This is a genomic window from Flavobacterium sp. UBA4854 (assembly GCF_002399805.1).
In the GTDB taxonomy this organism is placed as follows: Bacteria; Bacteroidota; Bacteroidia; order Flavobacteriales; family Flavobacteriaceae; genus Flavobacterium; species Flavobacterium ginsengisoli.
The window spans coordinates 27,683-43,027 of sequence record NZ_DHEI01000064.1; the positions used below are offsets into that span (position 1 = coordinate 27,683).

Sequence of the window (15,345 nt, forward strand, 5' to 3'; positions counted from 1 at the left end):
GCCATTATACATTTTAAAGGCAGAGTAGTTGACAGAAATATTATTTTAAGCGGAATTTTATTGGTCTTAATCTCTGGATTTGTTTTCTCTGTTGATTATGTTTTTGACAATGTTTTTAAACAGCACCACAGAGATCGTTTCAATATTTTACTAGGTAAAACTGTAGATATGAAAGGGATTGGATACAATACCAACCAATCTGAAATTGCCATTGGATCTGGAGGATGGATCGGAAAAGGTTTTCTTGAAGGCACACAAACCAAAGGAGGATTTGTACCAGAGCAACATACCGATTATATTTTTACAACGGTTGGCGAAGAATGGGGGTTTGCAGGCTCTTTTGTAGTGATTTTACTTTTTGTCTGCTTATTGCTTAGAGTAATTTACTTAGCAGAAAGACAGAAGACAAAGTTTAGTCGGGTTTACGGCTATTGTGTCGCTGCAATTCTATTTATACACTTCTTTGTAAATATTGCAATGGTAATCGGAATTTTCCCTACAATCGGGGTTCCTCTGCCATTCTTTTCATACGGAGGTTCTGGACTTTGGGGATTCACCATTTTGCTGTTTATTTTCCTTAAAATGGATGCAAATAAAGTGAATGAATGGTAATGTTTAAAATATTCAATTTTTAAATACCAAATTCCAATTAGAAATTAGTTTTATACAACTAAAATAATTTAACCTAAAGCTGTAATTACGTTTTAAAAACTAATTACAGCTTTTTTGATTTTACACTTACTTCATTAACTTCGATTTTATTTGCTAAGCAATATATAAATCATGTAATAGAAATGTCGATAATAACTAAAACGACAAACATAAAAAAATCCGAAGTTGTAGCTTCGGATTTTTTTTATTCTTTTTATTGATTATATCTGTTCGTTTGGTGTCTTTTTAAGTAGTTTTATTAGAACCGGGAACGTTGAAATTATAATGATAATAATAATGATGTACTCAATATGTTTCTTTAAATCTATTCCTTGTTTTAAGAAAATGCCATATAAATAATGTCCGGCGAAAATTAATATAAATGACCAAAGAAAAGAACTTAAAACATTAAAGAACATAAACTTTTTCTTGTCCATCGAAACGATTCCTGCAACAATTGGAGCAAAAGTTCTAAAGATTGGCAGGAAGCGCGCATAAATAATTGCTTTGCCACCATACTTTTCAAAGAAATCTTTTGACTGAAGCAAGTATTTTTTCTTAAACCAGAATGTATCTTCTTTTTTAAACAAATAATAACCACTCTTTGCACCGAACCAATAACCAGTCATATTACCTAAAACTCCCATTATTGCAACTGCAGTAGCAAGAAGAAATACATTCAAAAAATCATTCGGAATATAGGCAACATTCTCAATTAAATCACGACTGTAAATACCTGCCAAAAAAAGTAAACTATCTCCAGGCAGAAAAAAACCTGCAAAAAGTCCTGTTTCAGCAAAAACTATAAACAGAACAATAAACAACCCAATCTGAAAACCTCCGACGCTTAAAGTAATATAAAATTCAGGGTTTAATAACTGGGTCCATTCAAAATTATTCATAAAAGGGGAATTGGTTATCTATATAAGTTCGTGAAAGTAACAATAATTTACCTTAACCACAATAAAATGCAGTATTTTAAACATAAATTAACTATTAAAAAAAGCCCAGACTCTATTGTCTGGGCTTCACTTTGTATTATTCTCTTACATACTTGCAGCAGCTATGCAAATTATCATAATCTTCAGTTGTTGCTTTAACCTCCTTAGTATCATGACCTGCCTTTGCAATTGCTTTATTTAAGTCTGAAGGCGAGCATTTCTCTTCGTTTAAAATAACCGAAAGTTGATGCGAACTTACATCCCAACTTGCAGTTTTTACGCCAGGAACACCATATGCCGCTTTTTCAATTCTTTTCTTGCATTGTTCACAATTACCATTTACTTCTGTCGTATATTTTAAGTTCTTATTTTTCTTAGTTTGAGCTTGAGCTGAAAAACCTAAAAAAACCATCATTGCGATTAAAACTATCTTATTCATTTTATAATTATTTATTGTTGTTGAAAATTTATTTTTTTCTCTTTATTTAATTTTAAATCTTAACCCCGCATAATACATCTGTCCAAAAATTGGAGCGTATGCTATCGAAGCATCAAAATTAGGTCCAAAAGGATCATTTGCTCCTAAAATTGCTTTTTGCTGTTTGTAGTTGCCAATATTTTCTCCTCCAATATACACTTCAAAAACAGACGAAAAAACACGAGTTACTTGCGCATTCATCACCGCATACGCTGGAGAAAAATCAGGAAATTGTTCTTCTACTGGGTTCGATGCAGTATATGGTAATTGCTGTTTACCTGACCAATTATAAGTAAAATCAAATCTCCATTGCTTATCATTGTTCATCGTTGTTTCATATTCTAAATTTCCTAAGAAACGATGTTTTGCTTGAAGCGGACGTTGAAATGTTCCTCTTAAATAATCAGTTTGTATATCGTAGTATTTGTAAGCTGTTCGTAAACTTAAATTATGAACCAACTCATAATTAAATTCAACCTGAAGACTATTAGCAAAAGAGCTTCCTTTCAAGTCATAAAACAAAACTTGTTGCGGACTTTGCATTACATCTACAATAGCTTGATTTTGGAAATCGGTACGATATAAATCAAAACCAGCATCGGCATTTCTATTAAAAAGACGGAATTTCTGTGAAAAACTCACGCCATAATTCCAAGCAATCTCTGGATTCAGACCATATACTTTTCCGTTAGAATCTAAAATTGAGAATGTTCTTGAACTAGCAAAAAGCTGCTGATTTTCGGCAAAAATGTTAGCAGATCGTTTTCCTCTTCCTGCAGAAAAACGAATTACTCCATTTTTCCAAGGATTATATCTCATGTGCAATCTTGGTGTAACAAAAAAACCTAATCGGTTATGGTTGTCCACTCTTCCACCCAAAATCAAACTGAAATTATCGGTATTATCATAAGTATACTCAAAGAAAGCGCCAACCGAATTATCAATTCTGCTTACATCGGTTACGTTTACAAATTCCTGATATTGGTCGTAAGTAAAATTCAAACCCGTTGAAAACTTATGCATCGTATTATTGATGATCGAATTGAAAATCAAATTAGAATAAAAACTATTCTGTTTGATATCGTACTGATTTAAACCATAATAAGAATCTTGTTTGTGGCTATTAAAAGCATTTTGAAATCCGATACTTTGATAAGGCATATCTTTAAATACATATCCGATTTTTGTCGAAACATCAAATCGTTCTGTATTAATTTCAGAACCCCAATGATTGGTCGTTCCGCGATCACGATCTTTATCAAAGTCAACTTCTCCTGTTTGCTTTTTATCATTCATATATCTGAAATTGATAAAACTAACCAAACCGCTTTCTGGATCGTAATATTGATAACGATTTAAAACATTGATTTGTTTTCCTAACGGATTATCCAAAAAACCATCATTATTCATATCGTTTTTTGCAACACGCGCATTTCCATGAACAAATAAACTGGTTGCCCATTTGTCTGATAATTTTTTATTGAAATGGGTATTCAATTCAAAACGAGAATCGGTTGAACCATAAGCATTCAGAAAAAATGGAATATCATTTAAGGGTTTTAAAAGCTCTGTATTAATTTGGCCAGAGATACTTTCGTAACCATTTACAACACTCCCCGCTCCTTTGGTAATCTGAACACTTTCAATCCATGTTCCAGGAGTAAATGATAATCCGTATGCTTGGGAAGCACCTCGAACAGAAGGAATATTTTCTTCTGTAATCATTAAATACGGACTAGTTAATCCAAGCATTTTGATTTGCTTAGTCCCTGTTAAGGCATCAGAAAAATTGACATCGATTGACGGATTGGTCTCAAAACTTTCTGCTAAATTACAGCAGGCCGCTTTAAGCAACTCTTTACTAGTAATAACAGAAGTATTGGCTGTTAACGTATAGGATTTTTTAATTCCTTTTTGCTTTTTAGTAATTTTCACTTCTTCTAGATCTTCTTGCGAAAACACAGACACAGAAAGCAAAAACGCTACAAAAAGCATTATATTTTTTTGCATAAAAAATGATTTTAATGTTGAAAAGAATTACATTCTTGCATTTTGCGCAAAGCAAAAGCAATTAAAATGTAAATACGAAGTCTTCTTAATCAAGACTCGCGGTGCATCTTAACATTAAAATCAGGAATAGAAAATATACTGATGGTATAATTTAAATAAGGGGGGCGCATTCGCATCAGCGTAATACGAAAGAACTTCTTTCTTTTTAAAATTTGGAATTTCTAAAAAGACAAGAGGCTTGTAATCTTGTATAACTGCAGGGAAAGCAAATTGAAAAAAGAAGAATTTAATCGTCGCATCATCAGATTTCTTTTCAAAATGAACAACTTTATCTTTGCAGCAAGAATTTTTTTTCTCTTTAGAACCGCAACATTTTTTTTCAACAACAGGCTCTGCCGTAGTTTTTAAAGATACTGAAGCAATTTCTCCTCCACAATAGTGCACATCAAAAGCAAACCCAATATTGGAAACCAATAAAAGGAACGCTAAAAATAGACCTGTACACTTTTTTAAATTCATACTGCAAAGCTATTCAAAAACTGTCTATAAAAAACTAAATCAAATGTTATTTTTTAGTTTTTTGAAGCTGATAATAAAATCCGGGAATAAACAATAGCACAAAAATTGGCTGAATTATAAATCTTCTAACATAAAAAAGAAGCCAAGCGCCATCTGGGAAAAAGTTTAGTATGATGTAAAATGAACTCAAAAGCAAAACCAAAAAGAAAATGTAGACAATCAGGCTAAACTTAAGAATATCTCGATCCTTAAACAAGGCATAAATCAACCAAAGAGATAATAGGGTATTTAAAAAATAGCGGAGAAAAAGCGACCAGAAAAGTCTTAAATTCTGCACTACAGGATAAGGGCTTGAATGGAAATCTGCTTCAAAATATTTTAGAAAAGGATCGTAAAACAATTTTCTTTCAAATGTTCTAATAATGGCAAAACCTATAACTACTATAATTGCTGTAAAGATTTTAAATTTATTTTCTTTTAAATTACTTAGCATATTTTGAAAATCTATTGATCCAGAAAACCCATAAAATAAAAACATATCCGTAAATCACCAAAGGAAAAAAAGTTCCATGCAGAAATCGGTAATATTGAGGAAAGTTATACGAAAGGACAATCAAAGCCGCAATTCTTAGAATATTAAACATATAAATAGATACAACTCCAAAAAATATAAATAGTAATGTTTTTTTTAAGCCTCTCGAAAAAGCCGCTACAAACGAAACAAAGAGTATCATCACGCTTACAGCATTGCATCCCTCTATAATACGGGCTATAAATCTTCCATTTAATATTATCTCCAGCCACGGATTTTGCGAACTTTTCTGAATTATGATATCATAATTAAAAAGCTTTAGCAGCTGTTCTGCATTTCGTCCAGCCATTGTGGTCACAGCATCAAGCTCTTCAGCTTGGTAGCTATTTAAATAAAATTTATAAAGTTGTGTAAGGACAATATATGTCAAGAAAAAGATGCTTACAAAAATGAGAAATGGCTTAAACTGGACTAAATATTTTTTCAAGAGATTTTTTTTTCAAATTTATGTATTTTTTGAGTTTAGCTTTAAATACTTTTGCATAAATTTTTACATTATGACATTTCAAGAATTACAACCAAAAATAAGCGCAATTATCTCTGAAAATGAATCAAATAGAGATGAAAAATTATTGGCAGTATGCCAACTTTTGAACGAAAACGTAGAGTATTACAACTGGGTCGGATTTTATTTTGCCAATCATGACGCTAAAACTTTACATTTAGGACCTTATGTTGGTGCTGAAACAGACCATACCGTTATTCCGTTTGGAAAAGGAATTTGCGGTCAAGTAGCTGAGAGCAATGCTAATTTTGTTGTTCCAGACGTTAAAGCTCAAGACAATTATATTGCTTGCAGTTTAACTGTAAAATCAGAGATTGTTGTGCCTCTTTTTGTTAATGGAGTAAATATTGGCCAAATCGATATTGACAGCCACGTTATTGATCCTTTTACAGAAGCCGACGAAAGATTTTTAGAATTTGTAAATCAAGAAGTTGCTAAATTATTCTAGAAGAACTATTTTTAAGAGAAAAAATAGCACAGAATGAAAAGAAACTTCCTTCTTTTTTTGCTTCTAACAATTTCAGTTCATCTGTCTGGGCAAATTAATTTGGTTTCTAAAAAGATCTTTTTAGACTCCTTAAATCGTGAATGCACTCCAGAAAACTATGCCTATACAAGAGTAATTACCAATTATTCTCAGAAAAGCATGCGTTATGTTGTAACTGACTTTTATAAAAATGGAAGAAAGAGAATGACGGGCTCTACTTTGGATCGCGATGTTTTAAAAAAAGACGGAGAGTTTATTTACTATTATAAAAACGGAGCAAAAGAAACCGTTGTCAATTATTCTGAAGATCACAAAAACGGAAAAGAGATTAATTGGTACGATAACCAAAATAAAAAGTGCGAAAAGCAGAATCTTTGGGATCCGAAAACTAAAAAAGCACAAACTTTGATTCTTAATTGCTGGGATGAAAATAAAAGTCAGACCGTCGTTGATGGAAACGGAGATTATGAAGAAACAGATTTATTTGTAACACAAAAAGGAACTCTCAAAGACGGATTGAAACAAGGCGTTTGGGAAGGAAATGATGTGGCTCGAAAAATTACATTTGTAGATAATTACGATCGGGGAATTTTAATTTCGGGAGTAAGCACTGATGCCAACAATGTAAAATTCTCTTATTCTTCTTTAAATGAAAAGCAATCTGGCAAAAAAGCTCCGAAGTTAAAGTAAAAGAACAACCGAAATCAAAGAAAAAGGAGATCGCAAATCATTAAAAACAAATTTCTTACCCCTAATTTTTAGATTCTTTTATTTTTTTTTGATTTTTCTGTTTTTTTAATCTAATTTTGCACCCGTCTTACAAAAGTTGTATGACATACATAAAAATCATTAAAACAATATTGGAATGTATTTAACTAAAGAAAAGAAAGAAGAAATCTTCGCACAACACGGTGATGCAAAAAACACTGGTAAAGCTGAAGGTCAAATCGCGTTGTTCACTTACAGAATTTCTCACTTAACTGAACACTTGAAAAAAAATCGTCACGATTACAACACTGAGCGTTCTCTTGTACTATTAGTAGGTAAAAGAAGAGCTTTGTTGGACTACTTGAAAAAGAAAGATATCAACAGATATCGTGAGATTATCAAAGTATTGAATATCAGAAAATAATCAATATAGAAAAGAGGTGCGAAAGTGCCTCTTTTTGTTTTTACATTATAGCTATTTATAATAAGCACGTTACAAGAAAAAAAGTTTGGTTTTTCATTGGGTTTTAGATAACAACAACTACACACAACAACAACTACAACACAACTAAAACCCATTGTATAATCAAAAAGGAAAAATTTATGATTCCACAAGTTTCACAAGAAATTATCGATTTAGGAGATGGAAGAAGCATCTCAATCGAGACTGGTAAATTAGCAAAACAAGCCGATGGTTCAGTTGTTGTACGTTTAGGAAACTGTATGCTTTTGGCAACTGCAGTTTCTGCAAGAACATCTAACCCAGGTGTTGACTTTTTACCATTAACGGTAGATTACCGTGAAAAATTTGCTGCTGCAGGACGTTTCCCAGGAGGATTTTTCAAAAGAGAAGCAAGACCAAGCGACAGCGAAGTATTAACAATGAGATTAGTTGACCGTGTTTTACGTCCGCTTTTCCCAGACGATTACCACGCTGAAACTCAGGTTATGATTCAATTAATGTCTCATGACGAGAATGTAATGCCAGACGCATTAGCTGGTTTAGCTGCATCTGCTGCATTAGCTGTTTCTGATATTCCGTTTTACAACTTAATCTCTGAAGTACGTGTTGCACGCATTGACGGAAAATTAGTAATCAACCCAAGTAGAGAAGAATTAGAAAAATCTGATATCGATATGATGATTGGAGCTTCTATGGATTCTGTTGCAATGGTTGAAGGTGAGATGAAAGAAATTTCAGAAGCTGAAATGGTTGAAGCAATTAAATTTGCTCACGAAGCTATTAAAGTTCAAATTGTTGCTCAACAAAAATTAAGAGCAAAATTAAACTCTCAAGAATACAGAACTTACGAAGGTGAAATTGAAGACGAAGCTGTTTACGCAAAAGTAAAAGCCGCTGCTTACGATAAATGCTATGCAATTGCTCAAGAAGCTTCTGGAAAAGCTGAAAGAGGCGAAAAATTTGCTGCTGTAAAAGAAGAAGCAAAAGCTTTATTTACTGAAGAAGAATACACTGAAAATGCTGACCTTGCTGGTTTAGTTGGAAAATATTTCTACAAAACAAACAAAGAAGCTGTTCGTAATGTAATTCTTGAAAAAGGAATTCGTCTAGACGGTAGAAAAACGACAGAAATCAGACCAATCTGGTGTGAAACTGATTATTTACCATCTGTACACGGATCTTCTTTATTTACTCGTGGAGAAACTCAAGCTTTGGCAACAGTAACTTTAGGAACTTCTAAAGAAGCTAACCAAATCGATTCTCCATCTGAACAAGGTGAAGAGAAATTCTACTTACACTATAACTTCCCTCCTTTCTCTACTGGTGAAGCAAAACCATTAAGAGGAACTTCAAGAAGAGAGGTTGGTCACGGTAACTTAGCTCAAAGAGCTTTAAAAAATATGATCCCTGCTGATTGTCCTTACACAATTCGTGTTGTTTCTGAGGTTTTAGAATCTAACGGTTCTTCTTCTATGGCAACGGTTTGTGCTGGAACAATGGCTCTTATGGATGCTGGAGTTCAAATGACAAAACCAGTTTCTGGTATTGCTATGGGATTAATTACTGACGGTGAGAAATTTGCTGTATTGTCTGATATCTTAGGAGATGAAGATCACTTAGGAGATATGGACTTTAAAGTAACTGGAACTGCTGACGGTATTACTGCTTGCCAAATGGATATCAAAATCGAAGGATTACGTTATGACATTATGGAACAAGCTTTAGCGCAAGCTCGTGACGGACGTTTGCACATTTTAGGAAAATTAACTGAAACAATTGCAGCGCCAAGAGCAGAAGTTAAAGCTCATGCACCAAAAATCATTACAAGAACTATTCCTGGAAACTTTATTGGAGCATTGATCGGACCTGGTGGAAAAGTAATTCAAGAATTACAAAAAGCCACTGGAACTACAATCGTAATCAACGAAGTAGACGAGCAAGGTGTAGTTGAAATCTTAGGAACTAATCCTGATGGTATCAAAGCAGTATTGGCTAAAATTGATTCATTAACTTTCAAACCACAAGTTGGCGAGGCTTATGAAGTTAAAGTAATTAAAATGCTTGATTTTGGAGCTGTAGTAGAATATGCTGCTGCGCCAGGAAACGAAGTATTGCTTCACGTATCTGAATTGGCTTGGGAACGTACAGAAAATGTTGCTGATGTAGTTAAAATGGGAGATGTTTTCCAAGTGAAATACTTAGGAGTTGACCCTAAAACTAAAAAAGAAAAAGTGTCTAAAAAAGCACTTGTTCCAAGACCTCCACGTGAGGAGAAAAAAGAGTAATCAGATCTTAGTTTACTAAAGGTTTATTCATAGAAAACCCCAATTCATATTTTTGAATTGGGGTTTTTAAGTTTTATAATTCAAACTTCAGGATTACCCATTTTATGCAAATGTGTAAAATGAGAAAACATCATTTGTAATAAGGTTTTATGATGATAAGGCTGTTTGTATTCTTTTGTTGTTTCTTCAATTATTGAATTTATTTCACTGTAATTTGTATGGCAGATATTAGGAAAAAGATGGTGAGCAGCATGACAGTTTGAACCACCGCTTAAAAACCTCGCCCAACTTTTGTCTGCATTCCAATCGCAGCTGGTATGAAGCTGATGGACTGCCCATGTGTGTTCAAGAAATTCTCCTTCTGGCTGCGGATAATCTGCGCCATCAAAAAAATGTGTTCCTACAAGCATTATAATAAAAACCATTGACGTAAAAGCGCTCGCAGTAAAATAACTCAAGACAATAAAACTCCACGAAAAACCACAATATAATATTGGAAAAAGCAACACTAAAGAAAAATAAAATATTTTATACAATATAAATCTTACATACAATTCAACCTTTGGAACACCTCTTTTCATCCAATCATATTCGTTGGAAAACAAATAAACCCAATCACTCATAAAAACAGAATGGAGCAACGTAAACATATAAACAAATGGCGCATAATAAGCCTGGTATTTATGTTTTGGTTTCCAAGGATGCGTTGGGCTTAATCTTAAAAAGGGATTTTTATCAATATCTACATCGCTTCCTTCTACATTTGCATACAAATGATGTGAACGAATATGTCTCAATCCCCAAAGCAATGGATCGATACCAACGGTAAGAAAACTAAAAAAATGCAATACCGAGTTTATTTTTTTGTTTTTGAATGCCGTATTGTGAGAAGCATCATGTCCAAAACTGAATCCTATCAATAATCCTGATAATTGAAAAACAACATACAGAAGCCAAAAACTTATTTTATTTATGGATTCACAAAAGAGCAATGAATAGGAGAAATAACAAATCAATGTCCAGAATAATCCTTTAAACCAAAATCTGAAATCTCCATAAGAAATATTTTTGCCTTGAAGTTTTTGGTGAACACGATGTTTAAGAGTAGAAAAAAAGAGTTTTTCTTCTTCTGATTTATTGAAATATTTAGCTTTCATAAAGTGTCTTTTTTAAAATTACAAGACAAACCTATTGCATTTATCGCGTATCAATTTGCGCAAACCAATTAAAGAAATATTTATATTTGCGATTATCGCAAATTATGAAACATCAGGAATCTTTTTTAAAAGCAATTAGACAAAAAGCACCTAAGTCAGTTTCTTTAATAGAAGAAATTGCAGGTATTTTAGAAATTAGTTATGACGCCTCTCATCGAAGGATTTCAGGAAAAAGCAAATTCTCTATTGATGAAACAATTAAACTGGCGGAACATTTCAATATTTCGCTAGATAATTTATTCTCAAATAAAGAAAAGGTGGTTATTGAGAAAACAATCGAGATTGAGAACTTAAAAGACATGCTTCATTATTTCAAATCATCATCTGAAAATATCGAAGCATTAATAAAAAATAAGACAGCAACACTTTTCTATTCAGCAAAAGACATTCCGCTATTTTATTTTATGGATGGTACAATTTTATCCAAATTTAAAGCCTTTGTGTGGCTGAATCTATTAAACTCAAATCAGAAAAAAGTTGCTTTTGAAAATTTTGTAATTGATGAATCATTTACAGAATACATGCAAAAATTAAAAGAAATATACGAGAATACTCCTGTAAATGAAGTATGGAATGACACCACCATAAACAGTAGCTTGCAACAAATTCTATATTTTTATGAAGCTGGGCTTTTAAATCTAAAAAGTGCAAATGCTCTTTGTTTAGATTTAAAACGAATTATTAGCTTAATAAAAGAAAAATGCAGCAAACCCAATAATCAATTTTCGATTTATTATAATGAGCTAATATTATTGAATAATAACATGCTTATAGAAACAGAAGAAAAGCTGACGATGTTTGTACCTTACACTCTTTTAGGATATTTTATAACCGACAATAAAGAAAGCTGCAAGAATGTTCATCAATTTTTCAAACAGCAAATTACAAATTCTATACCCTTAGGACAATCTGGAATAAAGGAACAAAATCTTTTCTTTAATAGAGCCATTCGAAAAATAGACTATTATCTAGAAAAAATAAATTCTCAGGTAGATTTATTGTTTTAAAAAAAAATTGAAAAACCCCAAATTCTTAACCAAATTAGGGTTTTTCAACCTTATGCATTTCCTCATTTTTTACATTTCCTACAAAAGGAATCTATTTCGTATCAAATTTAAAATTTACTATTGCAAAGTCATTTTCGAATATTTTTAATAAATATTCTAAATTTTAATAGTTCTACAACACCTTTTAAGAGGCTGTAGCAACTTTTTATCACAATTTAACAAATTAGCGTTTTATTTGTAACCTTTTTTTTATACTTTTGAAATCTTCCGAAAACAACTAATAAAACCATTAAATCCTTTGAAAAATTACCAAAAAAAAATCGTTTTTCTCATTTTATTTGAATTATTCTTAAACATTCATCCTATCCAGAGTCAAACTAGTAATGATATCAATACTTACAATTGGTTTGATACTACTGTTGGCAGAATTAATTTGGATATTAATAATGGGATACCACACACCAATTCATTTCGAACTTTAAGCACTGACATCCATTTGTATTTAATTAATAAATACGAATCAGGAAAAGTTACGTACGAAAACCAAACCTATTATGATGTCAAACTCAAATATGACATTTATAGAGATATATTGGTTTTAAACCCTGATGGAGGGTCAGAAAATATTGGTATAAATTTAATACAGAATAAAGTTAGTTCGTTTTCTATACTTGATAAAAACTTTATCAAAAGAGAAAAAAAGAGCGAAGATATACCTGAATTTACAACGGGTTATTACGAGGAAAGCAAAATTGCTCCAGAATTGGTCTTGTATATCAAACACCATAAAGATATGCAGAAAACAATTTACGAAAGCAGTCTTTACTTTACCTTCAAAGAAAACAACTCCTATTTTATTGATTTAAAAGGTAAAATTTATGCAATAAGAGGCAAAAGCGACCTTGTTAAATTATTTCCAGAACAGAAAAAGCAAATCAATGGGTTTTATTTATTGAACAGAGAACTAAGAAATTCCGATTTAGATCAATTCATGAAAAATTTGATGAAATATACCTTTAACTCTCAGTCAATATCAAGCAAATAAAACAAATGAAAAAATTTTTACTCTCCTTACTTATCGCGTTCTCTTTTCAATTGTCTTTTGCACAAAATACGAATGAGAAATTATCTATCACTTTTAAAGACGAAACTTTAACCAATGCGCTAAAACGTATTGAAGAAGCAACTGCATATAAATTTTACTTTGATCCAACTTGGGTTAATGCTGAAAAAGGACTGATCTCTGGAACTTATACAGATGCAAAAATTGATGATGTGCTTAATAAAGTATTAAGCAAAACAGATTTGAATTATATCATTCTGAAAAACAAAGTAATCTTTACACTAAACAGTACAATTCACGATACTTTGCCTGCAAATTATTTTACTGATGCGCCTGTTGAAACAAATCAGAATAAAAATACTGATAGCGAGAATCCTGTATTTCACCAGCAATACGATTCTTTAAGCAGCTATACCGTAAATAAAAAATCTGCAATTGTTTTTATTGGTAAAGAAAACAAAGAAGTTACTAAAAAATCTTTTACCATTTCTGGAACAGTTAGAAACGAAGAAACAGGTAAAGCTGAACCAAATATTTATATTAAAGTTCGAAATAAAAACATAAATACATCTACAGACCCTGACGGAAATTATACTCTACAACTTCCTAGAGGTATAAATATTATTGAAATCAAATCATTAAGCCATAAAGAAGTGGTAAGAACTTTAATGGTTTATGATGATGGTGCATTTGATGTTAATATCAACGAAAAATCAAACCAACTTGACGAGGTTGTAATTAAAAAGAAAGGACAAAAACCTACTGAAACTACTGTTTCTGGTTTGGTTTCTATTGATATTGAAGGAATCAAGAATGTTCCTTTAATTCTTGGTGAAAGAGATATTCTTAAAGTAGCGACTACTTTTCCTGGGATTAAAACCACAGGTGAAGGTTCTGCCGGATTTAATGTTAGAGGTGGAAAAGATGATCAAAACTTAATTCTTTTGGACAATGCTGTATTATATAATCCGCAGCACTTTTTAGGATTCTTCTCTGCTATTAATCCATACACTACAAAGAAAGCCGATATTTACAAAGGAAGTATTCCTGCAGATTTTGGAGGAAGATTGTCATCTGTATTTGATATCGCTACCAAAAATGGTAATCAAGAAAAATTCTCTGGAGAGGGAGCTATTGGTCCTATTACTTCGAATCTTACGTTAAGTGTTCCAATCGAAAAAAATAAATCTAGTATTATTGTCGGAGGACGTGCAACATATTCTGATTGGATTTTAAAGGCGCTTGATAATGAAGATTTAAAAAACAGTCAAGCAGGATTTTATGATGGAATTTTTAAATACAATAATGCAATTAACGCTAATAACAATTTAGAAGCTACAGCATATTATAGCCACGACCGTTTTAGTTTAAGCTCTGACTCTATTTACAAATACAGCAACAGATTGGCTTCTATTAAATGGGATCACACTTTTAACAAAAAAAATAAAGCTGCTTTCATTTTCACAAACAGTGAATACAAATTCAATATTGACTACGATTCAGATGATATAAATTCATTTGATTTTGGTTATAAAGTAAACGAATCGCAATTACAGGCAAAATTCACTTACCAACTTAACCCAAAACATACTTTTTCTTATGGAATTGCTAGTAAACTATACAATATCTCACCAGGATATCAGCATCCTACCAAACCAGAAGCTACTCTAGTTGCAACAGATATTGAAAAAGAAAAAGCATTAGAATCTGCAGCATATTTATCTGACAGTTATAAATTCAATGATAAATTACTTATTGATCTTGGATTAAGGTATTCTTATTACATGGCATTAGGTCCTGGTGATGTAAATACTTATGCTCCTGGTTTACCATTGAGCGCCGAAACAGTGACAGGAACAACGACTTATAAGAATAATGAAGTCATAAAAACATACGGCGGACTAGAGCCTCGTATTGCTGCACGTTATTTCCTTACAGATGATTTCTCTGTAAAAGCAGGTTATGATGTAACTCGTCAGTATATCCATTTATTATCTAGTAATGTTACTCAATCACCAACAGATACTTGGAAATTATCTGATTCTAATGTAAAACCTCAAACCGCTCAACAGGTTTCGTTAGGATTATTCAAAACATTAAAAGATGAAGAATACGAAGTAAGTTTAGAAGGATATTATAAAAAATCTAAAAACATCCTAGATTACAAAGTTGGTGCGCAATTATTGCTTAACCAAAATGTTGAAACCGAACTTTTACAAGGTGAAGGAAAAGCATACGGAGTTGAGTTATTATTAAAGAAATCGACTGGAAGATTAAACGGATGGATTGGATATACTTATTCTCGTACTTTTATCAAATTAGACAGCCAGTTTAGTTCAGAAATCGTAAATAATGGAGAATATTTCCCTGCTAACTTTGATAAACCTCATGATTTAAGTGCGATTTTAAATTATAGATT

General features: G+C 32.0%; 15 protein-coding genes. 8 read left to right on the forward strand and 7 right to left on the reverse strand.

Annotation, left to right across the window (positions count from 1 at the left end; genetic code table 11):
* Positions 1–612: rod shape-determining protein RodA (rodA, locus tag B3J44_RS09200; protein WP_286967968.1), on the forward strand; the 612-nt coding region annotated here is incomplete at its 5' end.
* Positions 613–872: 260 nt separating this feature from the next.
* Here the strand turns inward: rodA and B3J44_RS09205 are convergent.
* The 6 genes from B3J44_RS09205 to xrtF all read right to left on the reverse strand — a co-directional run bounded on the left by B3J44_RS09205 (position 873) and on the right by xrtF (position 5,618).
* Positions 873–1,553: a DedA family protein gene (locus B3J44_RS09205; RefSeq protein ID WP_198854667.1), complete on the reverse strand. Its 681-nt coding sequence runs from the start codon at positions 1,551–1,553 to the stop codon at positions 873–875.
* 136 nt (positions 1,554–1,689) lie between these two features.
* On the reverse strand, positions 1,690–2,031 hold the full coding sequence (locus B3J44_RS09210; protein ID WP_111426071.1) for a heavy-metal-associated domain-containing protein: 342 nt from the start codon (positions 2,029–2,031) through the stop codon (positions 1,690–1,692).
* 42 nt (positions 2,032–2,073) lie between these two features.
* Positions 2,074–4,080 carry a TonB-dependent receptor plug domain-containing protein gene (locus tag B3J44_RS09215; protein ID WP_286967972.1) on the reverse strand — a complete coding sequence of 669 codons (2,007 nt, stop codon included), beginning with the start codon at positions 4,078–4,080 and terminating at the stop codon, positions 2,074–2,076.
* Between the two features lie 120 nt (positions 4,081–4,200).
* Positions 4,201–4,599, reverse strand: coding sequence for an HYC_CC_PP family protein (locus tag B3J44_RS09220; protein ID WP_198854669.1), 399 nt, complete (start codon positions 4,597–4,599; stop codon positions 4,201–4,203).
* Positions 4,600–4,645: 46 nt separating this feature from the next.
* Positions 4,646–5,092 carry an exosortase F system-associated membrane protein gene (locus B3J44_RS09225; RefSeq protein ID WP_286967974.1) on the reverse strand — a complete coding sequence of 149 codons (447 nt, stop codon included), beginning with the start codon at positions 5,090–5,092 and terminating at the stop codon, positions 4,646–4,648.
* Positions 5,082–5,618 (reverse strand): exosortase family protein XrtF, encoded by a 537-nt coding sequence (gene xrtF, locus B3J44_RS09230; RefSeq protein ID WP_286967977.1) that lies wholly within the window; start codon positions 5,616–5,618, stop codon positions 5,082–5,084. The genes B3J44_RS09225 and xrtF overlap by 11 nt, the downstream gene beginning before the upstream one ends.
* A 70-nt stretch (positions 5,619–5,688) precedes the next feature.
* On the opposite strand from xrtF, the gene B3J44_RS09235 reads away from it, so the two are divergent.
* The 4 genes from B3J44_RS09235 (at position 5,689) to B3J44_RS09250 (ending at position 9,639) form a co-directional block, all read left to right on the forward strand.
* Positions 5,689–6,144 carry a GAF domain-containing protein gene (locus B3J44_RS09235; protein ID WP_286967978.1) on the forward strand — a complete coding sequence of 152 codons (456 nt, stop codon included), beginning with the start codon at positions 5,689–5,691 and terminating at the stop codon, positions 6,142–6,144.
* Between the two features lie 33 nt (positions 6,145–6,177).
* Positions 6,178–6,873 carry a hypothetical protein gene (locus B3J44_RS09240; RefSeq protein WP_286967979.1) on the forward strand — a complete coding sequence of 232 codons (696 nt, stop codon included), beginning with the start codon at positions 6,178–6,180 and terminating at the stop codon, positions 6,871–6,873.
* A 175-nt stretch (positions 6,874–7,048) separates the two neighbouring features.
* Complete coding sequence (gene rpsO / locus B3J44_RS09245) at positions 7,049–7,315, forward strand: 30S ribosomal protein S15 (RefSeq protein ID WP_012023524.1); 267 nt, start codon at positions 7,049–7,051, stop codon at positions 7,313–7,315.
* 179 nt (positions 7,316–7,494) lie between these two features.
* The gene (locus tag B3J44_RS09250; RefSeq protein WP_286967982.1) at positions 7,495–9,639 is read left to right on the forward strand and encodes a polyribonucleotide nucleotidyltransferase; all 2,145 of its coding nucleotides are present in this window, start codon (positions 7,495–7,497) and stop codon (positions 9,637–9,639) included.
* 80 nt (positions 9,640–9,719) lie between these two features.
* Here the strand turns inward: B3J44_RS09250 and B3J44_RS09255 are convergent, their stop codons facing one another.
* Positions 9,720–10,796: a fatty acid desaturase family protein gene (locus tag B3J44_RS09255; protein ID WP_286967984.1), complete on the reverse strand. Its 1,077-nt coding sequence runs from the start codon at positions 10,794–10,796 to the stop codon at positions 9,720–9,722.
* 104 nt (positions 10,797–10,900) lie between these two features.
* On the opposite strand from B3J44_RS09255, the gene B3J44_RS09260 reads away from it, so the two are divergent.
* The 3 genes from B3J44_RS09260 to B3J44_RS09270 all read left to right on the forward strand — a co-directional run.
* Complete coding sequence (locus B3J44_RS09260; RefSeq protein ID WP_198854676.1) at positions 10,901–11,863, forward strand: helix-turn-helix domain-containing protein; 963 nt, start codon at positions 10,901–10,903, stop codon at positions 11,861–11,863.
* 298 nt (positions 11,864–12,161) lie between these two features.
* A complete protein-coding gene (locus tag B3J44_RS09265) occupies positions 12,162–12,908 on the forward strand; it encodes a hypothetical protein (RefSeq protein WP_198854677.1) in 747 nt (248 codons plus the stop codon).
* Between the two features lie 5 nt (positions 12,909–12,913).
* On the forward strand, positions 12,914–15,345 hold a 2,432-nt coding region (locus B3J44_RS09270; RefSeq protein WP_286967987.1), incomplete at its 3' end, for a TonB-dependent receptor.